This is a genomic window from Fictibacillus phosphorivorans (assembly GCF_023715845.1).
Classification (GTDB): domain Bacteria; phylum Bacillota; class Bacilli; order Bacillales; family Fictibacillaceae; genus Fictibacillus; species Fictibacillus phosphorivorans_D.
This window is the reverse complement of record NZ_JAMBOR010000001.1, coordinates 168086-189302: the sequence shown is the minus strand read 5'-3', so window position 1 is coordinate 189302 and position 21217 is coordinate 168086. Positions and strand designations below refer to the sequence as shown.

Sequence of the window (21217 nt, the reverse complement as noted above, 5' to 3'; positions counted from 1 at the left end):
ATAAAAATGCATTCTGAATGTATCACTATTTTAGTCAAAGTTTTTATTTTTAATCACAATGTAATATTATAATAAAAACGGAATGAATTTACCAGTAAAATGCTCGAAATAAAAAAGCGCAAAAATTTGCGCTTTTATTTATAGGATTTCCCTTGAAAAAGATTATAAATAACGTTAGCTGATTCCTCAACAGCCTTGTTCGATACCTCGACAACTCTACAGCCGATTTTGTCTACAACCTTATTAAAATAGATCAGTTCTTGTTTGATTCTTTCCATATTTGCGTAGTTTGCTTCTGAATTCAACCCTAATGCTTTTAATCGTTCTCTGCGAATATCATTTAACTTTTCAGGAGAAATCTTTAGCCCAAAACACTTATTAGGAGAAACTTTAAACAATTCTTCTGGCGGTTCCACTTCAGGGACAATCGGTACGTTAGCCACCTTTAGGCGCTTGTGTGCGAGATATTGAGAAAGTGGTGTCTTCGAAGTTCTTGAAACACCTATGAGCACAACATCCGCTTTTAATATCCCTCTTGGATCTCTCCCATCATCATACTTAACGGCAAATTCTATAGCCTCAACTTTTCTGAAGTATTCATCGTCTAGTTTATGTACCACTCCAGGTTCATATCTAGGTACCTGATTAAGCCTGGATTGAAGCTGATTCATAATAGGTCCCATAATATCCACAGTTGGTATTCCGTTTGCTGCAGCTTGCTTAGCCACGTACTCACTAATCTCGGGAACAACCAAGGTATAGGCAATGATACCATTGTGATCCTTTGCTAAAGAAATCACTTCATCAATCGTTTCTTTATCTTCGACATAAGGAACCCTTTTTATCTCGATCCCATTTGAATTAAATTGGCTAGCAGCCGCTTTTACAACCAGTTCTGCCGTTTCTCCAACTGAATCTGAAACGACATATACGATTGGACGTCCTGTCATATTGACCTCCCCAATTATTAAAGTATTTCGTCGTGAGCTAGTTCTACAAAAGCCTTTGTAACATTTGTTTTCGTAATTCTCCCAACTACCTCTAGCCCGTTCTCGTTTTCAGTACGCTTCACTACTGGAAGTCCGTCTATTTGTTTTTCAATCAAAATATGAGCGATGTCTAATAAGAAATCTTCTTTAAAACAATACGTAATATTAGGCATTCTTGTCATGATAATATTAATCGGAATCCTATTGATCTCTTGTTTCCCCATACTTGCTCTCAATAAATCTTTTCGTGAAGCGACTCCTACAAGATGTCCGTTTTTATTAATAACGAACAAAGTCCCTACATCTTCTAAGAACATGGTACAGATCGCTTCGTATACTGTCGCCGAGTCTTGAACGACAACCGGCATTGAAGTAAACTCAGCTACTTTAATTTTCTTCACTTTTTCTGTCAGTAATTGTGAACCCGTTTTACCCGTGTAAAAATAACCTACTCTTGGTCTAGCATCCAAATAGCCTGCCATCGTTAAAATAGCTAGATCAGGTCGAAGGGTTGCCCGGGTTAAATCAAGCTGGTCAGCAATCTGTTCGCCTGTAATAGGTCCATGATCTTTAACGATCTCAATAATCTTCTGCTGTCTTTTGTTTAGTTCGATTTTGTACACCACCTTTTGCTGCACCCAATGTGTTATACTTATTTTCATTATTATAACTCATTAAAGGAGAAATGCGAACAAAAAAACTGCAAAGATCTCTTTACAGTCGTTACGTTAGGTCATCCAGTTGTTTTAAAAACTTTTTTGACTTTAAGAACACACCCGAATATTCTTCCATGTAGGCATCAAAAAGCATCCTTAATTCTCTTTTAGTTTCCTTTTTTAAGGACACGTTTCCGAGTCTGGCAAGATCAAGATGATAAAACATATTTAAGAGCCTCGCCACTCCTTTCGAGATTTTCAACCTATAAGGATCTTTGTAAGCACATCTTTCACAGAGAAATCCGCCTTCTCGAATCGAAAAAGAAAAATCCCCTTCTTTCCGGTGACAAGAGACACATCTGGAGAGTTCAGGTACGATACCCGCTGTTTTCATCATTTTTATCTCAAATAAAAAGGTGATGACTTCTGGGTCAATTCCATGATTAATATACTCTAATGCTTGCTTCATCCACCCAAATAAGTCAGGCTTCATGTCATCTTCAGATGTAAAACGATCGAGAAGCTCCGACAAGTAAGCTGCATAGGCTGTTTTAACAAGGTCTTCACGAATATGCCGAAAAGAGGACAATGCTTCCCCTTGCTGCAAAGTTCCTAGACCCCTTCCTTTTTGAAACACAAATATTCCATATGTAAAAAGCTGCGTAATGGAAGTAAAGCGGCTTTTAGGCTTTTTCGCTCCTCTTGCCATTACGCCAATTTTTCCAAGTTCCTTCGTGTATAGAGTGATAATCAAATTTGATTCACCATACGGAACGGTTTTAATGACTATTCCTTCCACTTTATAAAGCAAGGTATTTCACCACCCTCTCATGAAGAAGGCACCAAGTTAATTATTGCAACGGAGGTTCTTCTAGAGACTCTTCAGAGGGAATAACTGCTGATAGCGCTGTTATTTCTTGGTCAAGCTCTTTGTATAACAAATAGGTATCAATATTGCCCGTTTCACAGAATACTTTCCAAGTAAATTCTTTCATCGTTGGACACACCTTTCTATTTGTTTTTACTCCTGATATTAACTAGGTTCACCTTAAACATCGTTTTCATGTGAAAGAAAAATTAACAGTTTTTACTATTAATAATCATCCTCATTAAAACCAAACTCAGCCAGCTGTTTCTGACGATTTCTCCAGTCATTCTGCACTTTAACATAAAGTTCTAAGAAGACTTTGGATCCTAATAGGGTTTCGATATCCACTCTCGCTCTTTTTCCGATCTCTTTAAGCATCTTCCCTTGCTTACCAATAACAATCCCTTTTTGAGACGCTCTTTCAACGATGATAGTAGCGTTAACAAAAACAACGTTTTTCTCTTCGCGTACCTTCATTTCCTCAATGACTACAGCAACAGAATGAGGAATTTCTTCTCGTGTTAAATGAAGAACTTTCTCGCGAATTAATTCCGCTGTTATGAATCGCTCAGGATGATCTGTTACTTGATCTTCCGGGTAATACTGTGGTCCCTCTTCCAAATAAGAAACGATCTGGTTCAATAACGTATCCACATTATTTCCTTTTAAAGCAGAAATCGGAACAACTTCAGCAACATCCAGCTTATTTCTATACATATCTATTAATGGCAGCAATTCATCTGGATGGACTTTGTCGATTTTATTTACCACTAAGAAAACAGGATTTTTCACATTCTGCAATCGGTCTATGATAAATTGGTCACCACGGCCATATCCTTCTTCCGCATTGATCACGAACAAAATAAGGTCCACTTCGTTTAATGTCTGCTGCGCCGTTCTTGTCATAAAGTCCCCGAGCTTATGCTTAGGCTTATGGATGCCAGGTGTATCAATAAAAATAACCTGTGATTCATCTGTTGTGTAAACAGCTTGTATCTTATTTCTTGTGGTCTGCGGTTTATCACTCATAATCGCTATTTTTTGCCCGATCACCTGATTTAATAAGGTGGACTTGCCCACATTTGGACGGCCGATTATCGTTACAAATCCCGATTTATACCCAGGTTTAATCATTTAAATCCTCCGCTGAAAAAGCTCCTGGAAGCAACTCTTTTACTACAAGTTCCTGAACATCACCATGAAGGTTTGTTAAGTAAACCGACATATCAGGAGGACACAATTCTGAAATAACCTGACGGCATGCACCACAAGGGGGAACCGGACGTTTTGTATCAGCAACGACAGCCATTGCAGTAAATTTAGTATCGCCTTCTGTATACGCTTTAAATAAAGCTGTTCTTTCAGCACAGCAAGTTAAGCTGTAAGCTGCATTCTCAATATTAGCGCCATGATAAACGTTTCCTTCACTCGAAAGCAATGCCGCGCCTACCTTGAATTTTGAATAAGGGACATACGCTCTTTCTCTGGCTTCTTTAGCTTGTTCCATTAATTGATTTTTGTTCATAAGACGTTTCACCTTTTCTTAACTTTCTATGCTTTTTAATAAAGGTTCTATAAATAGCAGTATACCGATTATAACAGCAAATATGGAAAAAACCAAAACTGCACCTGCTGCAGCATCTTTCGCTTCCTTTGCCAACGGATGGCGTTTTAGCGTGATTAGATCGACTGTTTTTTCAACCGCAGTATTCATGAGTTCTAATGCGAGTACAATGCCGATTACAATCAGTAAAACGGTCATACGTAAGGCAGAGAAATTAAGGATAACAGCTATTATGATTACGGTTACACTTATAAACAAGTGTATTTTAAAATTCTGTTCACTTCTATAGGTTTGTATAATACCTGCATAAGCATATTGAAAGCTTTTTAATAACTTATCCCATACGATCATCTTTTCAATCCATACTGCTCCAATATTTCCTCTTGTCTGCCAAACATCGCCTTCTCATCTGCTTCAGTCATATGGTCATATCCTAAAAGATGAAGGAATCCATGAACGGCAAGGAACCCCATTTCTCTCTCGATCGAATGTCCATATTCTTCCGCTTGTTCTTTTGCAACGTCTAAACAGATAATGATGTCTCCTAAAAACCTTGTTTCTTCACCGCCAATAATCTCTGTTTCATCTTCTCCCATTTCTTCCATGGCAAAAGAGATAACATCAGTAACAGCATCTTTCTGTCTGTATTCGCTGTTAATTTCCTTAATTCTTTCTTTCGTAACGATTGTCACTGAGACTTCTGCTGGCCCCGTTTCTTCCATCTCTGAGGCTTTTTGCAATACATTGGTTAATAACTCTTGGAACTCAACACTATTTTCATCAATTTCATTTAAATACTCAACATGTAATGTCATCATTAATCCACCTTTTTCGTTTCTTCTGGATACTCGATTCGGGAATGAAAGATTCCTTGAAGTGTTTGTGTTAGCGTTTTTGCTACGATATCTAATTCTTTTAATGTAAGGTCACATTCATCAAACTGCCCATCTTCGAGTCTTTCCTTTATAATCTTTCGAATGATCTGATCGATCTTTACTGGTGTAGGCTTTGCTAAAGATCTAACTGCTGCTTCAACTGCATCTGAGATACCTATAATCGCAACTTCCTTCGTTTGAGCTTTCGGTCCAGGATAACGGAAATCGGATTCGGATACTTCTTTTTCCGTTAACTGGGTAGCCTTATGATAGAAATATTTTAACAGGGTAGTCCCATGATGCTGTTCCGCTATATCAATGATCTCTTTCGGTATTTTTTCCGCTCGAAGCATATCCGCTCCATCATATGGATGTGCTGTTATGATCGTTTTGCTTAACTGAGGAGCAATCTTATCATGTGGATTTTCCATGTTCATCTGATTTTCTATGAAAAAATGCGGCCGTTTTGTCTTGCCTACATCATGATAATAAGAACCTACACGTGCTAGAAGTCCATTGGCACCGATCGATTCACATGCAGCTTCAGATAAGTTTGCCACCATAATACTATGATGATAAGTCCCAGGGGCTTCCATGAGGACTTTCCTTAAAATCGGATGATTCGGATTAGAGAGCTCGATCAATTTCGTCACTGATAAAATATTAAAAGATGATTCGATCACCGGTAGCAGTCCTAAAGTAAGTACCGCTGAAATAAATCCGGATAAAGCAGCACAGCCAAGGTCAAGTCCAATCTGCCAAGAGGTGAATTTCCCGTTTTGAAGCAACAGTACACTTGCTACTGTTAGAATCGCTATAAAAGAAACGAAAAATCCGGCTTGAAGTATTTTTGAACGCTGCTGTGTTTTTCCTAAGAACAAGATTCCTGCAAGGGCGTTAAATAAAACATACAAACTCATGATAAAATTAAAGTTCCCTGTGGTCTGTTCATTAAATATTAATGCTGCACTAAGTGCAAAAATGACTGAAGTAACGACAGCGAGCTCTTCGTTAAACAGCATTTTAATCATCATCGCACCAGCAGCTACCGGAACAAGATACATCAAACTGTTCAAACCAATATCAGTACTAAGGCTTAACAGCTTCATCACTACAAGTGTAAGTGTAAAAAGCAGAGCATAAATCGTTACATACTTCCTGAAGTGCTCTTTCTTCCGTTCTTCTTTCATAAAGTAGTAAAGTCCTGCCATTACAAGTATGACAAACAAGAAGAGACCGTAGTATGGATATGTTTTCATTTCTTGGTCAAGGAGGCCAACCTTTTTTAATCTTTCATAGATTTCAGGCGTGATCACTGAACCGCTTTTAACCAAAACTTCCCCTTCTCTAATAAAAACTTCTTCCACTTTTTCACTGGCTTCTTTACGTTTTTGTCTTGTTTTTTCAGTATCGAGTGTGCGGTTCGCGATGATAAACGTTCTTGTTAATTCTTCTGTCGCGTTCCTGAGAGAGTAAGATAAATTTCCATTTTCACGAATTAATCGAACGGCTTCATCTCTTTTACCTTCAACTTCTTCTACCATGATCGGATCTTCGAGCACACTCTCAAGCACTCGGATTGAAAGGCTTTTCACATTTGCCAATTCCACTTCACTCGCTCTAAACAAAGCCTGAAATGTTTCCTTAGAAATCTCAGTGGTATCTATGTAATCCTTAAGCTGCTCAACTTTTTGTTCGTAGGTTAAAGGAGGTTCATCTCCTTTCTTTTTTTCTTCTGTTTCGTTAATTGTAATAATCGTATTAATTAAAGATTCAATACCTTCTGCTTGTGCTAAAGCAATCTCTTTATTAAAGGTATATTCATTCTTTACATTTTCTTCAGCCATTCTTTTCCTAGCTTCCGTCTGCTCTTCTAAAGGAATCGTTATCGGTGACTGAATATCTCTAGGCGCACGGTCATAAACGTTAACATCTACAACATTAGGAATGACATTGCTTACTAAGATCGCAAATAAAATCAATCCCATAAGTATAAAAGATACCGTTGAGACGCTTAAACGTAAGTAATTTGATAGTACGTGCTTCAAGTTGACCAAACGCTACCACTCCCTAAACTTTGAATCCTGTACTAATCTTAGCAAATGTTGGACAAATATGGTACTTATATAAAGTAAAAAAGGGCTCCTTGAGACAGGAGTCCTTATTTATTATATGTTTCGTATGCTTCTATAATCCGTTGAACGAGCGGATGTCTTACAACATCTAGCTGTTTTAAGTATATAAAATCAATTCCATTAACGCCTTCAAGTCTTTTTTCTGTAACTTTTAACCCGGACTCTTTTCCTCTAGGCAGATCAATTTGTGTAAGGTCTCCCGTAATCACCATTTTCGATCCGAATCCAAGACGAGTTAAAAACATTTTCATTTGTTCAGGAGATGTATTTTGTGCTTCATCTAGAATTACGAAGGATTCATCCAAGGTTCGGCCTCTCATGTATGCTAACGGTGCAATTTCAATCGTTCCCCGTTCGATGAGCCTCTCAGTATGTTCGGACCCGAGAAGATCGTGCAGCGCATCATAAAGCGGGCGTAAGTATGGGTCAACTTTCTCTTTTAAATCTCCTGGTAAAAAGCCTAAGCTCTCACCTGCTTCCACTGCAGGACGGGTAAGAACAATCTTTTTAATCCGGCCATCTTTCAATGCATTCACTGCCATAACGACTGCAAGATAAGTCTTGCCCGTCCCTGCTGGTCCAATGCCAAATACAAGGTCACGTTTTCTCATGGATTGAACGTAATGCCTCTGACCTAGGGTTTTAACACGAATCGGTTTTCCTTTTGCAGTCACTGCTATTTCTTCTTCATATAACTCACTTAATTCATCAAGCATGTTCTTTTCTGCGAGCTGAACGGCATAAACAATGTCCCTCTCAGATATTTTTATGCCTTTTCGCACTAATTTTAATAACACGGATAGTGTTTCTTCGACCATCTCAGCTTTGGCAAGCTCTCCTGTTACTAAAATTTCCTCTCCCCGGGTAACAATCCCTACGTTGAGCTTATGTTCAATAACCTTTAAAAAGGCATCGTTCGGCCCAAAAAGTGATGCGGCTTCTGTTGTATTTTCCAGTTGTAATGAATTAAGTCTTTTCGTTTCTGACAAACTACTCATTCTCCTTGTTGGATAGGTATAGGTTGTTCAGATGCAATATTTTCAATAACTTGGTAGAGCATCGTTAATTTTACTTTACCATTGGAAACCTTTTGTTGCCAAACTTTTTCACCTTTAATTTTTGCATCTACAGGCAGTTTTTTCAGCAATTCTTTTTTAGCCATCTTTTTCCCGACTTGTATGGCCTCTTTTTTCGTGTAAGACCGTTTAACCCCGTCGGTTTCTCGGATTTCTTTCTTAATATAAGAAAACGGCATCTTCCACTTCGCCAGGTAAAGAGGACTTTCGTTTAGTGTTTCCGTTTTATCCTGAAATTCTCCATCAGAAAATCCGTAAATCGGAATATTTAATCCAAACAAAGAGACATAATGCCTATTTTTAAACTTTCCTGTGTATGTTTGAAAAGAAGTATTTAAAGGGATTTCGACTTTGGATTCATACCAGACTTCCCCAAACACCTTGCCTTTTGCACTTACTAATTCGGGTTTTTTTTCTTTCCCGATATAGCCAGACACCAACAACGTTCCCTTTTTAACATAATCGTTTGCCGCCACAACTGGTTGTCCTTTTTCTACGAATAAAGAATGGATAACCGCTTGCTTTGTAGCAACAAGATGCCTCGGCCCTGTAACCTTTTTTTCCTTTGGGATCTCTTTTTCAACGACCTCAAAACGATAGGAGGTACCGTGCTGTGTCACACCGATCCAGGTGACGTTACCCATTTTTTCAGTCAGCTGTCTTTGGATCTCTCTTACGTTAGGCAATAAGAAGATAAACTTCCCCTTTTTCACCCCAATTTCGAATGCAGCTTTTCTTAGCTCGTATTCAGTTTTAGGATTTGCGCCGACGACATTTATATTCCAAATCATATTAGATAATAAGAACAGAATGAAAACAAACGAAACCATACCCATTATGAAACCATTTCTTTTCCACATTTTTTTCAATAAAAAGGGTGTCCCCTTTTTATCCTTAATTCTAATTTTGAGCTTGTTTTGTTTTAATAAGGCTTTTGCTCTTTGGACATCAGGAACGGAAATGGATACTTCTACTCGTTTCCCATCGATCGGTTTAATATCCCATATTTGAATTCCCGACTGTAGACAAGTATTGATGAAAGAACTGGACTCTTGTCCAACAATTTCGATCCTCACATACCCTTTTAAGTGATTGTTCCATTTGTTTTTCATTTTCTCCCTCCATATCCTTCAATCTGTTACTCGTTCTCAAATTCAACTGAAGAGATGCTACCTTCTAAAAGAATCTCTTCTGGCAGAATGGTTTTAATGACAAATTCTCTTCCGGAGATGACGAGAGTGCCTTGTTTCAATTTGAGCTTAAGCTGCTCATTGGAAAAAGCTTTAACGCCTCTATGATTCTCTATATAAATGTGTAGTTGTCCAATCATGGTTATCCGGGGTAAATCCATTACTACGTCTGCTGGTAAATCAAGATTCTGCATCATCCATTTGCTTACTTGCTGGCGCAATTTTCCCATAAAAAAACCCCCTCTCTCCATTTTTATGAGAGAGGGGGGGAAACTATCACTTTTCTTTAGTTGCTTTTCGTCAGAATCATTTCTGCAATGCTTTTGGCTTCGAGAGAATTTCTGACCAAATCACTGCTCGTTGAAGTTCTCGCTGATCCGCTTTAAAAGTACCTAGAATAGCTTCTTCTTTATCCTGATAACGAGGGGAGTCGTTTTTTCGCTTCAAATCCTCATATCGCTTACTGATTGCTTCTTTACTGTCGCGTTTCTTTTCCGGCGTAATCGTTATCGCTCTTTTAGACTGATCAACCGGTGCATTCGGAACTCCAAATGGGGATGCTTGTTGTTTTGGACGCTTAGTATCCCCACGAGCCGGTGCAGGTTTGTTTGTTTGATTAGAATCGGCCAATCTTTTAAAGAAGCTGTATAATCCCCCAGCGATAATAATAACAAAAGCGATATTAGCTAACAGAACATCAATAATCGCTTCTATGATATTCATACTTACATTTTCCGTCCTTTATCATCGTTCTCTTTATCTGGATTAGAAGACTTACTGATCGATTCTCTCATGGTCGTATCTGCCATGATGTTTTTCATGTTCATGTAATCCATAAAGCCCATATTCCCCGAACGAAGCGCTTCTGCTAAAGCCATCGGTACCTCAGCTTCCGCTTCCACAACTTTTGCTCTCATTTCCTGTACTCTTGCTTTCATCTCTTGTTCATTAGCTACTGCCATCGCACGTCTTTCTTCAGCTTTCGCTTGTGCAATATTCTTATCAGCCATCGCTTGATCCGTCTGCAATTCTGCACCGATATTCTTACCGATGTCAATATCCGCGATATCAATCGAAAGGATCTCAAATGCTGTACCTGCATCCAATCCTTTTGCAAGGACAGTTTGAGAAATCATATCCGGATTCTCAAGAACTTTTTTATGTGTATCAGATGAACCGATTGTACTTACAATCCCTTCACCGACACGTGCGATAATAGTTTCTTCACCGGCACCACCCACGAGGCGGTCGATATTAGCTCTTACTGTGATTCTTGCTTTCGCTTTCACTTCAATACCATCCAGGGCTACACCGGCGATAAATGGTGTTTCAATAACTTTAGGGTTTACACTCATCTGTACCGCTTCAAGCACATCACGTCCAGCCAAATCGATCGCGGCTGCTCTTTCAAAGCTAAGCTCGATGTTGGCACGGTGTGCAGCAATCAAAGCATTAACTACACGGTCAACGTTTCCGCCTGCAAGGTAATGACTCTCAAGTTGATTCGTACTTAAGTTTAATCCCGCTTTTACAGCTTTGATCAACGGATTAATTACGCGGTTTGGAATAACCCTTCTCAATCTCATCCCTACTAATGTAAAGATCCCTACTCTTACTCCTGCAGCTAAGGCCGAAATCCAAAGCATAACCGGAACAAACGTAAACAATATGGCTAAAGCAATAACGATTAGACCAATAATGGCAATCGTTGCAATCGAACTAAGTTCTAACATAAACAACACTCCATTCATTCATTATTTTCGGCCAGTCTTACTACAACACGACCGCCACTTACTTTTACAATTTTAACTTTTTCACCTTTTCCAATAAAAGACCCTTCAGATACGACATCTATATACTCGTCGTCAATCTTCACACTGCCAGCTGGCCTTAATGGTGTAGCAGAAATGCCTGTTTTTCCAGTAAGGTCTATACGCTCACTGTGCGAAAGGTACCCTTTTTCAGAACTAGTTGAATCGAAGAGCACTAACCGTTTTAGCGGACCATTATAGCCAAACGAACGGATGAAGAAGTAAGAGCCTATGATTGTTATAATAATGGCTATAGCAATCGCGAGCAGAATTCCTGAACCTCCTGCAAGTATTAAACCAGTTAACATGGCTATCACCCCAATTATGCCTATGATACCACCGGGCAAAAATAGTTCCAAAATAATCAATATAAAACCTATGACGAATAAGATGATGGCTTCCCATCCTGCTAATCCCGCAATCATATGACCGTAGAAAAATAAAAATAAAGACAGTGCACCGATAGATCCTGCAATACCGAACCCTGGTGTATATAATTCGAGTACAAGGCCTAAACTGCCAAGAGATAACAATATCGGCACGATCACGGGATTGGTAACAAATCGCGCAATCTTATCGGCAAAAGTTGGTTCAGATTCTACCACCTTAGCCTCTTCTAGATTTAAATAGGCTAATAGTTCTTGCCGGTCTTCTACAATTTTTTCTGCATACCCCACTTTTACAGCTTCGCTTGCCGTTAATGTCAGGAGTTTTTCTTTTTTCAAACCAAGTGCTGGTATTTCAACATCAGGATCGACCATTGCCTCTGCATATAATGGATCACGATCATTGAGCTCTGCCGCAGCCAGCATCTCAGCTTTCCAGGCTGATTCTGCTTTTTGACCCGCCGTATTTCCCTGACTGTCTATAACAGCTGCTGAACCAATCGTAGTTGAAGGCTTCATAACGATTTCATCTGCATTCAGTGCAATATAGGCACCTGCAGAAAACGCGTTCTTTACAATGTAAGCAGTAATAGGTATGTCTGTTTCCCTCATCAATTTTGCTATATGTATCGCTGCATCTACACGGCCGCCGGGAGTATAAATTTCTAGTACGATATGGTCAGTGCCATCTGTTTCAGCTTTTTTGATATTTCTTTCTAAAAAAGCCTCAAGACCTCTTTCTACTTCATGCTCTACAGGGATAAAGGTTACCGTTTTTCCTTTACCTGCTGAAAAAACTTCCTGGTTAGCTAACAAACCGTAAATTCCCCATATAAAACACAAGGCGTAGATCAGCAATCGGGTCCTCTTCATATTCATCCCCCCTCTCCTTCTATTTTACGTTAAATTGTGGGAAAAGTTTCAATAAAAAGTTGGATAGGGAATTTAATAGCCGTAAATTTAGAAAACGCTCTGTATAAATACAGAGCGTTTGTCAATTTCAATTATGATAATTGTTGTTGCACTATGCGATTAACGAGACCGCCATCGGCTTTCCCTTTAACTTTAGGCATAAGCGCACCCATTACTTTACCCATGTCTGCTTTAGAAGTTGCTCCAATCTCTGAAATGGTTTGAGCAACAATTTCATGAAGTTCATCTTCAGTCAGCTGTTTAGGAAGATAGGGCGTAAGAACAGCAATTTCATCTTGAAGACCAGCGACTAAATCTTCGCGGCCAGCTTTTTCGAATTCTTGGAGGGAGTCTTTTCTTTGTTTCATCTCGCGTGCAAGCACAGTGAGCTCTTCTTCCTCATTTAATTCGCGTCCATGTTTGATGGCCTCATTTTGAAGAGATGCCTTCAACATACGAATTACAGAAAGCTTTTGCTTATCTTTGTTCTTCATCGCTTGCTTCATGTCTTGATTTAATGTATCAAGAAGACTCATTTCTTACACCTCTCTTAGAACTTACGCTTTCTTGCTGCCTCAGCCTTCTTCTTTCGCTTTACGCTTGGCTTTTCATAATGCTTGCGCTTTTTAACTTCAGCCAATGTTCCATCTTTGGAAACGGATCTTTTAAAACGACGAAGAGCATCATCAATGGATTCGTTCTTGCGAACACGTGTTTCTGCCATTTGTATTTCCCTCCCTCCAGACCACTCTTACAAAAATCGTAAGAATGCGTCACATATCTTTTGCCATTATAATATATCCATGTCATGCGGTCAACTTAATTTGAACAGGCTGTTTTAGGAGAGTCAAATTAACAAATTTTTCGTCTCGGCTTAATAATCTGAAGTAGAAGTTCCGCCTTCAACAATCGCAATTCCTGCACTTGCTCCAATACGTGTAGCACCTGCTTCGATCATTGCCAAGGCTGTTTCACGATCACGAACAGCACCTGAAGCTTTTACACCAATATTAGGACCGACAGTCTCACGCATTAGTTTAATATCTTCTACTGTAGCTCCTCCAGTTGAGAATCCTGTTGAAGTTTTTACAAAGTCAATTCCGGCTTTAACAGCGATTTCACATGCTTTCACTTTTTCTTCGTCCGTTAATAGAGCCGTTTCGATGATTGCTTTTGTAAGTGCCTTGCCTTTTGCAGCTTCTACAACAGCACGAACGTCTTGTTCAACAAGCTCATAGTTGCCGTCTTTTAAAGCACCGATATTAATAACCATATCTACTTCAGTTGCGCCATTTTCAATTGCATTTTTAGTTTCAAACGCTTTGACTTCAGGAGTGTTTGCACCTAATGGGAACCCAATAACCGTACAAACAGCTACATCAGAACCTTTTAATTGTTCGAAAGCTGTATAAACCCAAGTAGGGTTAACACATACAGAAAAGAAATTATATTTTTTAGCTTCTTCACAAAGAGTTAAAATCTCCTTCTTTGTAGTTTCAGCTTTTAATGCTGTGTGATCAATCATTCTTGCAACGTTTAAATTGCTCATAAAAACAATCCTTTCTGAACTAAAAATATTAAATTACCGTAGTAATCATACCAAAACCTTTGAAATAAATCGAGCAGGATTTAAATCTCCCGCTAAAAAACATCCTGAAAAAAATTCCAGGATGTTAGCTTGATACAGCTTGTTTTAAAACTTCTTCCATTTCTTGTTTTACAAATATACCTTTGTTATAAGGATATCCAGCTTCGGTGATTTTCACTTTTACTAATTTGCCAATCATATCTTCATTTCCTTTGAAGACAACTTTTAGATAATTTGGCGTGTATCCTACAAATAAATTTTTACCTGGTTCATCCTTAAACTCTTCTTCCGGAATCACTTCAACGACTGTATCTTCATAAAGAGAAGCATACTCTTTAGCTAATTGATCGGATAACGAAATTAATTTATGAACACGTTCGTTCTTAATGTCCTCTGGAACCTGATTTTCCATTTTAGCAGCAGGTGTACCTGTGCGTTTTGAATAAGGAAACACATGCAGTTCCATAAATTTATGTTTTTCTATAAAATTATACGTTTCCATAAATTCTTCTTCAGTTTCTCCAGGAAAGCCTACAATCACATCAGATGTAATAGCTAGTCCCGGTAGAGCCTCTTTTAACCGGTCAAGACGTTCACCGAACATTTCCATAGTATACTTTCTTCTCATACGCTGAAGAACAGTATTGGACCCTGATTGTAATGGAATATGCAAGTGAGGGACAATCTTATCTGATTTTCCCATAACCTGGATCACTTCATCTGTAATTTGGCTTGCTTCTATGGAAGAAATACGAATTCTTTTAAGTCCTGTAACTTTTTCATCGAGATCGCGGAGTAATTTAGCGAAAGAGTAATCTTTCATATCTTCGCCATATCCTGCAGTGTGAATACCTGTCAGAACAATCTCCTTATAGCCTGAATCCACCAATTGCTGAGCTTGAGTCAGGACATCTTCTGGTTTTCTTGAACGCAGCAAACCTCTCGCCCATGGAATGATACAGAACGTACAGAAGTTATTGCAGCCTTCTTGAATCTTTAAAGATGCTCTCGTTCTATCTGTAAATGCAGGAACGTCTAATTCTTCATAAACTCTAGCCTTCATGATGTTGGATACACCATTAATAGGCATTCTTTCCTCTTGATATTGTTTAATGTACGTCAGCATCTTGGATCGATCTTGTGTGCCGACGACAACATCTACTCCAGGTATCGCCATGATCTCAGCTGGTGAAGTTTGGGCATAACACCCTGTAACACAAATAACAGCATCAGGATTCTTTCGAATGGCACGGCGAATAACTTGACGGCTCTTCTTATCCCCCGTATTCGTAACGGTACATGTATTTATAACATAAACATCTGCAGTACTGTCAAAGTCAGTTCGTTCGTAGCCTTCTGACTGAAACAGCTGCCAGATTGCTTCTGTTTCGTAATGATTAACTTTACAACCTAAAGTATGAAAAGCAACAGATGGCATTTTCGTCACCCCTTTAATTCAAAATGATAAGAAATAGCAGATAAAATATATAATGGAGCTGTTTCGGTCCTTAATATCCTAGGACCCAGTCCGCATAATTCAAATCCATGTTCCTTTAGGATCCTAGCTTCATTTTCGCTTAAACCGCCTTCTGGACCTATAACGCAAAGAAGGTTGTCTCCGATTGCAAGCTTTTTCAAAGCAGAAGAAAAACGGCTATACTCATGCTGTTTCGCTTCCTCTTCATATGCAACGATTTTTATATTATACTGATTTGCGACATTTAGCAAATCAGAAAAAGACCCAGGATTTAAAATCTCTGGAATCTTGCTTCTTTGCGATTGTTCAGCTGCTTCTTTCGCGATTTTTTCTAAACGTTCTTTCTTTTTTGCTGCTTTTTTTTCATCCCATTTTACAACGGATCGATCAGCAGAAAAAGGGAAGAAAGTTGATGCGCCAAGTTCTGTTCCTTTTTGAACAATGTATTCAAGTTTATCTGCTTTAGGAAGGCCTTGTGCAATGGTAACAGAGACGGGCATCTCAGAATCTGATTCTAGGTCATTCAAAACATGGGCTTCAACAACGTTTCCGCTAAGGTCATGAATTTCACAAACAGCTGACCTGCCATTGTTGTCACAGCATATAATGTTGTCTCCTGGCTGCATTCTCATGACTTTTGAAATATGTTTCGCATCATCATCTTTTAAGAAAACCCGGTTATCCTCCCAGCTTCCAGCAGGAACAAAATACCTTTGCATGTAAAGCACTTCCTATTCTATTTCTGATTTTGAGCAACAATCGCCACCCAGTCTTCCATTTCTAAGATCTCAACGATATGGAAACCTTGCTCCTCCAGCTTCGCTTTAACCTCACGCTTTTTCCCTTGTATGATTCCAGACGTAATGAAATAGCCGCCTGGTTTTAAAACTTTAGCCGCATCATCCACGAACAACAGAATAATTTCTGCGAGAAGATTCCCTACGATAAGATCAACAGGACCTGATATATCTTTTAGTAAATCATTTTGATCAACATGAACTTTATTATGCACTTTATTCAGCTTTACATTTAATCGAGCACTGGTCACAGCCACATCATCCAGGTCATAGGCATCTACCTTGCCTGCTCCAAGCATTGCAGATGCAATACTCAATACTCCAGAGCCTGTACCAACGTCAACTACGGTATCGCCTTCTTGAATATATTTCTCAATGGCTTGCAGACTCATGACCGTTGTAGGATGAGTCCCCGTTCCGAACGCCATCCCTGGATCTAGTTCAATAATTAACTCATCAGAGTTGACTGGAACGTACTCCTCCCAAGTCGGTGTAATTGTAATCCGTTTAGAAATCTTGACTGGTTTATAATATTTTTTCCAAGCAGTTGCCCATTCTTCTTCATTCACTTCGGATATTGAGATGGTATTCGCACCAATATCAATATCATATTTAACAAGGTTAGAAATAGCCTGCTTAATCTCCTCAACGGTTTCTCCTAAAAAACTATTTACGGGAAGGTATGCTTTTAAAATAACACCTTCAGAGGGATAGTCAGAAGGATTAAGCTGATAGATTTCACCAAATACGGATTGGCGCTCTTTTGAGAGGTCATCCACATCCTCGATCACAACTCCGCTTGCTCCTGCTTCATGCAAAATATTTGATACTGGTTCGACAGCTTCCTGCGTAGTGTGGATGCTAATTTCTGACCATTTCATCATATCAACTCCGTTTTTAAGATTAAGAAGGCTTTGTTTACTCACCTTTAAAAGCACGTTTTACTTTATCAAAAAATCCACCTTGCTGTTCATCTGGAAGACTTCCGCTTATTTCAGAGAAGTCTCGAAGCAGCTGCTTTTGTTTTTCGGTTAAGTTTTTCGGTGTAACCACTTTCACTTGAATATGCTGATCACCCTGGCCGCGTCCGTGAACATTCTTCACGCCTTTTCCTCTCAGCCTGAAGTTTGTTCCAGTCTGCGTTCCTGCAGGAATCTTCAGCTTAACTTTACCGTAGAGGGTCGGAACTTCTATTTCATCACCAAGTGCTGCTTGAACAAATGTTAATGGCATCTCGCAATAGATATCATCTCCATCACGCTCGAAAAATTCGTGCTCAGCCACTTGGAAAACAACATAAAGGTCTCCCGCAGGACCACCGTTCACACCTGGTTCACCATGTCCTGACATACGGATCTGCTGCCCATTATCCACACCAGCAGGAACTTTTACGGATAGTGTTTTATTCTTGCGTACTTTACCTGCTCCGTGACAAGTTTTGCATTTTTCCTTAATAATTTTTCCTTTACCGCTACAATAATGACAAACTCTTCTATTCACAATGCGTCCAAATGGGGTGTTCTGCTCAACGTTCAGCTGACCGCTTCCATTACAATGTGAACATGTTTCGGGTTTCGTTCCAGGTTTAGCTCCTGAACCGTGACATGTACCACATGTTTCTTCTGTTGGAATCTGGATCTCCGTTTCTTTTCCGAACACTGCTTCTTCAAATGAAAGGCGAAGACCATATTGAAGATCGTTACCTTGGCGCGGAGCATTTGGATTACGTCTTCCACCGCCTCCACCAAAGAACATATCAAAAATATCGCCAAACCCTTCAAATCCAGCTCCAGCCCCACCGAAACCTTGATTTGGATCAGTATGTCCAAACTGGTCATAGTGTGCTTTTTTCTGTGGATCGTTTAGCGTTTCATAGGCTTCTTTTACTTCTTTAAACTTAGCTTCCGCATCTGCCTCTTTGTTCACATCGGGGTGATACTGTCTGGCAAGCTTACGGTATGCTTTTTTCACCTCATCAGTAGAGGCGTTCTTATCCAATCCAAGTACTTCATAATAATCTCTTTTACTCATATTAGGACACTCCCGAATTCTCACATAAAAATTATCTTACCATTGAATATCACCTGACTCAAGACGAAACTGCAAACACTGAGGAGTCGTGAGTCTGTAATAAAACTTTTCTTAATTTGAAGATTTTTTAAAACCTTGGAAGTAACGTGATTTTTGTTCCAGATACTCGCTTTCCTGTGGCGGGCGGTGAGCCTCCTGCCGCTTTGCGCTGTTTAGGAGTCTCACCTGTCCCACTCGTCCCCCAGGAGTCTCGCATCTTACACTCCAATCACTTTTTCAACGAAGGGATACGAAATCAAACTCATCCCTCCGGATTCTTCTCTTTCATTCGATCCACTTGCTTCAGAAAAAAAGTCAAAGTCAAGATATCCTGACTTTGACTTTTACTGCTCGTTCTTATTTTTTATCGTCGTTTACTTCTTCATAATCAGCATCTACGATATTATCATCTTTTGCTTTTCCTTCTGCATCACCTTGTTGAGCTTGTGCTTGTTGTGAAGCTTGCTCATAAAGTTTAACAGATAGTTGCTGTACGATTTCGCTTAATGCTTCTTTTTCTTTCTTAATCTGTTCGATGTCGTTGCCTTCGAGTGCTTTCTTCAAGTTCTCTTTAGCTTCCTCAGCTTTTTTAACTTCTGCTTCGTCTACTTTGCCTTCAAGGTCTTTCAACGTTTTATCAACAGTGAATACAAGTTGATCGGCTTCATTTCTAGTATCGATCTCTTCACGTTTCTTCTTGTCTGCTTCCGCATTTTCTTCTGCGTCTTTTACCATACGTTCGATCTCTTCATCAGAAAGACCAGTAGAAGATTTAATCGTGATAGATTGCTCTTTGTTTGTACCAAGATCTTTCGCACGCACGTTTACGATACCATTTGCATCGATATCGAAGCTAACTTCGATTTGTGGTACGCCACGTGGTGCCGGAGGAATGTCTGTTAACTGGAATCGTCCTAAAGTCTTGTTGTGTGCAGCCATCTCACGCTCACCTTGTAGAACATGGATATCTACAGAAGTCTGGTTATCAGCAGCTGTCGAGAATACTTGAGATTTAGATGTTGGAATCGTTGTGTTTCTGTCGATCAATCTTGTAAATACGCCACCCATGGTTTCGATACCTAGTGAAAGTGGTGTAACGTCAAGAAGAACAACATCTTTTACATCCCCAGCTAGAACTCCACCTTGAATCGCAGCTCCAAGTGCTACTACTTCATCAGGGTTAACACCTTTATGAGGTTCTTTGCCAGTGAACTTTTTGATTGCTTCTTGAACAGCTGGAATACGTGTTGATCCACCTACAAGAATAACTTTATCAATATCGGATGGAGACATACCAGCGTCGTTTAGTGCTTGGCGTGTAGGTCCCATCGTACGTTCAACAAGATCTGCAGATAATTCTTCAAATTTAGCACGAGATAAGTTTACCTCTAAGTGCTTAGGTCCAGATGCGTCAGCTGTAATAAACGGTAAAGAAATTTGAGTTGTGGTTACTCCTGAAAGATCTTTCTTCGCTTTTTCAGCTGCATCTTTCAAACGTTGAAGTGCCATTTTATCTTGAGAAAGATCGATTCCGTTCTCTTTCTTAAATTCACTTACTAGATAATCAATGATAACTTGGTCAAAATCATCTCCACCAAGCTTGTTATCCCCAGAAGTTGATTTAACTTCGAAGAAACCGTCACCTAGTTCAAGGATGGAAACGTCGAACGTACCTCCTCCAAGGTCAAATACAAGAATCGTTTGGTCTTCATCTTTTTCTAATCCATAAGCAAGTGCTGCCGCAGTTGGCTCGTTAACGATACGTTCTACTGTAAGGCCAGCAATCTGTCCAGCATCTTTAGTTGCTTGGCGTTGTGCATCGTTGAAATAAGCCGGAACTGTAATTACAGCTCTTTCAACCTTTTCTCCAAGATATTCTTCAGCATGAGATTTTAATTTCTGCAAAATAATAGCTGAAATCTCTTGAGGAGTGTACTCTTTTCCTTCAACTTTTTCTTTATGGTCAGTACCCATGTATCGTTTAATGGACATAATTGTGTTTGGGTTTGTAACAGCTTGACGCTTCGCTACTTCCCCAACTAAACGGTCTCCATCTTTAAAAGCAACAACAGATGGTGTTGTACGGTTACCTTCCGGGTTAGGAATGACTACCGCTTCTCCACCTTCCATAACTGCTACACAAGAGTTTGTTGTACCTAAGTCAATACCGATGATTTTACTCATGTTTTTCCCTCCATTGTAATATGTAATTTTTATGCGTTTACTTTAACCATTGCAGGTCGAATGACACGATCCTTTAGCATATAACCTTTTTGCAATTCTTCAATAACCGTGTTTGATTCGTACTCAGAATCTTCCACTTGCATAACAGCCTGGTGCAAATTTGGATCGAATTTCTCACCGACTGCCGGTACTTCTGTAAGACCTTCTTGCTTTAGTGCATCCGTTAACTGGCGATACACCATATCCATCCCTTGGATCAAGGTCTTTACTTGTTCGTTTGCAGCTTCTGTCTTCAAAGCACGCTCAAAGTTATCTAGAGCTGGTAATAGTTGTTCGATCAGACTTTGAGATTTATATTTTAGGCTAGCTGCCTGTTCTTCTCTTGTGCGACGGCGGAAATTATCATAATCCGCTTGCAGACGAAGGTTCTTTTGGCCAAGTTCTTCAATCTTTGCTTCAAGCTCCTGAATTCGCTGCTGCTCTTCTGTCAGTGGTTCTTCTACAGTTTCTTCAGCTTTTTCTTCAGTCACGTTATCTTCTAGAACTTCTTCTGCTTCTACAGCTACTGTTTCATCATTTTGTTCAGTCTCTGTTTGATTTTGTGTCTCCTCTTTGTTCATGCTTTCACCTCCCTAAAAA

The 21217-nt window shown here is 39.4% G+C and carries 24 protein-coding genes; all 24 read right to left on the bottom strand.

Annotated elements, in window-relative coordinates:
- Positions 1–134 precede the first annotated feature (134 nt).
- Entirely contained in the window at positions 135–950 is an 816-nt protein-coding gene (locus M3206_RS00925) for a pyruvate, water dikinase regulatory protein (protein WP_251310628.1), read from the bottom strand.
- Positions 951–967: 17 nt separating this feature from the next.
- Positions 968–1651, bottom strand: coding sequence for a helix-turn-helix transcriptional regulator (locus M3206_RS00920; protein WP_285876625.1), 684 nt, complete (start codon positions 1649–1651; stop codon positions 968–970).
- A 61-nt stretch (positions 1652–1712) separates the two neighbouring features.
- A complete protein-coding gene (gene recO / locus M3206_RS00915; protein WP_251310627.1) occupies positions 1713–2456 on the bottom strand; it encodes a DNA repair protein RecO in 744 nt (247 codons plus the stop codon).
- 40 nt (positions 2457–2496) lie between these two features.
- Positions 2497–2640 carry a YqzL family protein gene (locus M3206_RS00910; RefSeq protein WP_251310626.1) on the bottom strand — a complete coding sequence of 48 codons (144 nt, stop codon included), beginning with the start codon at positions 2638–2640 and terminating at the stop codon, positions 2497–2499.
- Between the two features lie 98 nt (positions 2641–2738).
- Complete coding sequence (gene era, locus M3206_RS00905) at positions 2739–3647, bottom strand: GTPase Era (RefSeq protein WP_251310625.1); 909 nt, start codon at positions 3645–3647, stop codon at positions 2739–2741.
- Positions 3640–4038, bottom strand: a complete 399-nt coding sequence (locus M3206_RS00900; protein ID WP_251310624.1) for a cytidine deaminase — start codon at positions 4036–4038, stop codon at positions 3640–3642. The genes era and M3206_RS00900 overlap by 8 nt, the downstream gene beginning before the upstream one ends.
- 18 nt (positions 4039–4056) lie before the next feature.
- Entirely contained in the window at positions 4057–4428 is a 372-nt protein-coding gene (locus tag M3206_RS00895; RefSeq protein ID WP_285876624.1) for a diacylglycerol kinase family protein, read from the bottom strand.
- The gene (ybeY, locus tag M3206_RS00890) at positions 4425–4892 is read right to left on the bottom strand and encodes an rRNA maturation RNase YbeY (RefSeq protein WP_251310623.1); all 468 of its coding nucleotides are present in this window, start codon (positions 4890–4892) and stop codon (positions 4425–4427) included. The genes M3206_RS00895 and ybeY overlap by 4 nt, the downstream gene beginning before the upstream one ends.
- 2 nt (positions 4893–4894) lie before the next feature.
- Positions 4895–7009, bottom strand: coding sequence for an HD family phosphohydrolase (locus M3206_RS00885; protein ID WP_251310622.1), 2115 nt, complete (start codon positions 7007–7009; stop codon positions 4895–4897).
- A gap of 104 nt (positions 7010–7113) precedes the next feature.
- The gene (locus tag M3206_RS00880) at positions 7114–8076 is read right to left on the bottom strand and encodes a PhoH family protein (RefSeq protein WP_251310621.1); all 963 of its coding nucleotides are present in this window, start codon (positions 8074–8076) and stop codon (positions 7114–7116) included.
- Positions 8077–8081: 5 nt separating this feature from the next.
- Positions 8082–9275, bottom strand: a complete 1194-nt coding sequence (gene yqfD, locus M3206_RS00875) for a sporulation protein YqfD (protein ID WP_251310620.1) — start codon at positions 9273–9275, stop codon at positions 8082–8084.
- 26 nt (positions 9276–9301) lie between these two features.
- On the bottom strand, positions 9302–9583 hold the full coding sequence (gene yqfC / locus M3206_RS00870; RefSeq protein ID WP_251310619.1) for a sporulation protein YqfC: 282 nt from the start codon (positions 9581–9583) through the stop codon (positions 9302–9304).
- A gap of 76 nt (positions 9584–9659) precedes the next feature.
- The gene (locus M3206_RS00865; protein WP_251310618.1) at positions 9660–10076 is read right to left on the bottom strand and encodes a hypothetical protein; all 417 of its coding nucleotides are present in this window, start codon (positions 10074–10076) and stop codon (positions 9660–9662) included.
- Between the two features lie 2 nt (positions 10077–10078).
- A complete protein-coding gene (gene floA, locus M3206_RS00860) occupies positions 10079–11086 on the bottom strand; it encodes a flotillin-like protein FloA (protein ID WP_251310617.1) in 1008 nt (335 codons plus the stop codon).
- A gap of 14 nt (positions 11087–11100) precedes the next feature.
- Positions 11101–12423: an NfeD family protein gene (locus tag M3206_RS00855; RefSeq protein WP_251310616.1), complete on the bottom strand. Its 1323-nt coding sequence runs from the start codon at positions 12421–12423 to the stop codon at positions 11101–11103.
- A 131-nt stretch (positions 12424–12554) separates the two neighbouring features.
- The gene (locus M3206_RS00850) at positions 12555–12998 is read right to left on the bottom strand and encodes a GatB/YqeY domain-containing protein (protein ID WP_251310615.1); all 444 of its coding nucleotides are present in this window, start codon (positions 12996–12998) and stop codon (positions 12555–12557) included.
- 14 nt (positions 12999–13012) lie between these two features.
- Entirely contained in the window at positions 13013–13186 is a 174-nt protein-coding gene (rpsU, locus tag M3206_RS00845) for a 30S ribosomal protein S21 (protein WP_007202240.1), read from the bottom strand.
- 150 nt (positions 13187–13336) lie between these two features.
- A complete protein-coding gene (gene deoC / locus M3206_RS00840) occupies positions 13337–14011 on the bottom strand; it encodes a deoxyribose-phosphate aldolase (protein WP_251310614.1) in 675 nt (224 codons plus the stop codon).
- 124 nt (positions 14012–14135) lie between these two features.
- Positions 14136–15488, bottom strand: a complete 1353-nt coding sequence (gene mtaB, locus M3206_RS00835; protein ID WP_251310613.1) for a tRNA (N(6)-L-threonylcarbamoyladenosine(37)-C(2))-methylthiotransferase MtaB — start codon at positions 15486–15488, stop codon at positions 14136–14138.
- Between the two features lie 5 nt (positions 15489–15493).
- Complete coding sequence (locus M3206_RS00830; protein WP_251310612.1) at positions 15494–16246, bottom strand: 16S rRNA (uracil(1498)-N(3))-methyltransferase; 753 nt, start codon at positions 16244–16246, stop codon at positions 15494–15496.
- Between the two features lie 17 nt (positions 16247–16263).
- Entirely contained in the window at positions 16264–17205 is a 942-nt protein-coding gene (prmA, locus tag M3206_RS00825; RefSeq protein ID WP_251310611.1) for a 50S ribosomal protein L11 methyltransferase, read from the bottom strand.
- Between the two features lie 37 nt (positions 17206–17242).
- Positions 17243–18355 carry a molecular chaperone DnaJ gene (gene dnaJ / locus M3206_RS00820; RefSeq protein ID WP_251310610.1) on the bottom strand — a complete coding sequence of 371 codons (1113 nt, stop codon included), beginning with the start codon at positions 18353–18355 and terminating at the stop codon, positions 17243–17245.
- A gap of 396 nt (positions 18356–18751) precedes the next feature.
- On the bottom strand, positions 18752–20578 hold the full coding sequence (gene dnaK / locus M3206_RS00815; RefSeq protein ID WP_251310609.1) for a molecular chaperone DnaK: 1827 nt from the start codon (positions 20576–20578) through the stop codon (positions 18752–18754).
- 29 nt (positions 20579–20607) lie between these two features.
- On the bottom strand, positions 20608–21198 hold the full coding sequence (gene grpE, locus M3206_RS00810; protein WP_251310608.1) for a nucleotide exchange factor GrpE: 591 nt from the start codon (positions 21196–21198) through the stop codon (positions 20608–20610).
- Positions 21199–21217 lie beyond the last annotated feature (19 nt).

Bases quoted from the DNA above. Each gene is read 5' to 3' on its own strand.
- M3206_RS00925 (WP_251310628.1), bottom strand. From the start codon at position 950: ATGACAGGACGTCCAATCGTATATGTCGTTTCAGATTCAGTTGGAGAA.
- M3206_RS00920 (WP_285876625.1), bottom strand. From the start codon at position 1,651: ATGAAAATAAGTATAACACATTGGGTGCAGCAAAAGGTGGTGTACAAA.
- M3206_RS00910 (WP_251310626.1), bottom strand. From the start codon at position 2,640: ATGAAAGAATTTACTTGGAAAGTATTCTGTGAAACGGGCAATATTGAT.
- era (WP_251310625.1), bottom strand. From the start codon at position 3,647: ATGATTAAACCTGGGTATAAATCGGGATTTGTAACGATAATCGGCCGT.
- M3206_RS00900 (WP_251310624.1), bottom strand. From the start codon at position 4,038: ATGAACAAAAATCAATTAATGGAACAAGCTAAAGAAGCCAGAGAAAGA.
- M3206_RS00895 (WP_285876624.1), bottom strand. From the start codon at position 4,428: ATGATCGTATGGGATAAGTTATTAAAAAGCTTTCAATATGCTTATGCA.
- ybeY (WP_251310623.1), bottom strand. From the start codon at position 4,892: ATGACATTACATGTTGAGTATTTAAATGAAATTGATGAAAATAGTGTT.
- yqfD (WP_251310620.1), bottom strand. From the start codon at position 9,275: ATGAAAAACAAATGGAACAATCACTTAAAAGGGTATGTGAGGATCGAA.
- yqfC (WP_251310619.1), bottom strand. From the start codon at position 9,583: ATGGGAAAATTGCGCCAGCAAGTAAGCAAATGGATGATGCAGAATCTT.
- M3206_RS00865 (WP_251310618.1), bottom strand. From the start codon at position 10,076: ATGAATATCATAGAAGCGATTATTGATGTTCTGTTAGCTAATATCGCT.
- floA (WP_251310617.1), bottom strand. From the start codon at position 11,086: ATGTTAGAACTTAGTTCGATTGCAACGATTGCCATTATTGGTCTAATC.
- M3206_RS00855 (WP_251310616.1), bottom strand. From the start codon at position 12,423: ATGAAGAGGACCCGATTGCTGATCTACGCCTTGTGTTTTATATGGGGA.
- M3206_RS00850 (WP_251310615.1), bottom strand. From the start codon at position 12,998: ATGAGTCTTCTTGATACATTAAATCAAGACATGAAGCAAGCGATGAAG.
- rpsU (WP_007202240.1), bottom strand. From the start codon at position 13,186: ATGGCAGAAACACGTGTTCGCAAGAACGAATCCATTGATGATGCTCTT.
- deoC (WP_251310614.1), bottom strand. From the start codon at position 14,011: ATGAGCAATTTAAACGTTGCAAGAATGATTGATCACACAGCATTAAAA.
- mtaB (WP_251310613.1), bottom strand. From the start codon at position 15,488: ATGCCATCTGTTGCTTTTCATACTTTAGGTTGTAAAGTTAATCATTAC.
- M3206_RS00830 (WP_251310612.1), bottom strand. From the start codon at position 16,246: ATGCAAAGGTATTTTGTTCCTGCTGGAAGCTGGGAGGATAACCGGGTT.
- prmA (WP_251310611.1), bottom strand. From the start codon at position 17,205: ATGAAATGGTCAGAAATTAGCATCCACACTACGCAGGAAGCTGTCGAA.
- dnaJ (WP_251310610.1), bottom strand. From the start codon at position 18,355: ATGAGTAAAAGAGATTATTATGAAGTACTTGGATTGGATAAGAACGCC.
- dnaK (WP_251310609.1), bottom strand. From the start codon at position 20,578: ATGAGTAAAATCATCGGTATTGACTTAGGTACAACAAACTCTTGTGTA.
- grpE (WP_251310608.1), bottom strand. From the start codon at position 21,198: ATGAACAAAGAGGAGACACAAAATCAAACAGAGACTGAACAAAATGAT.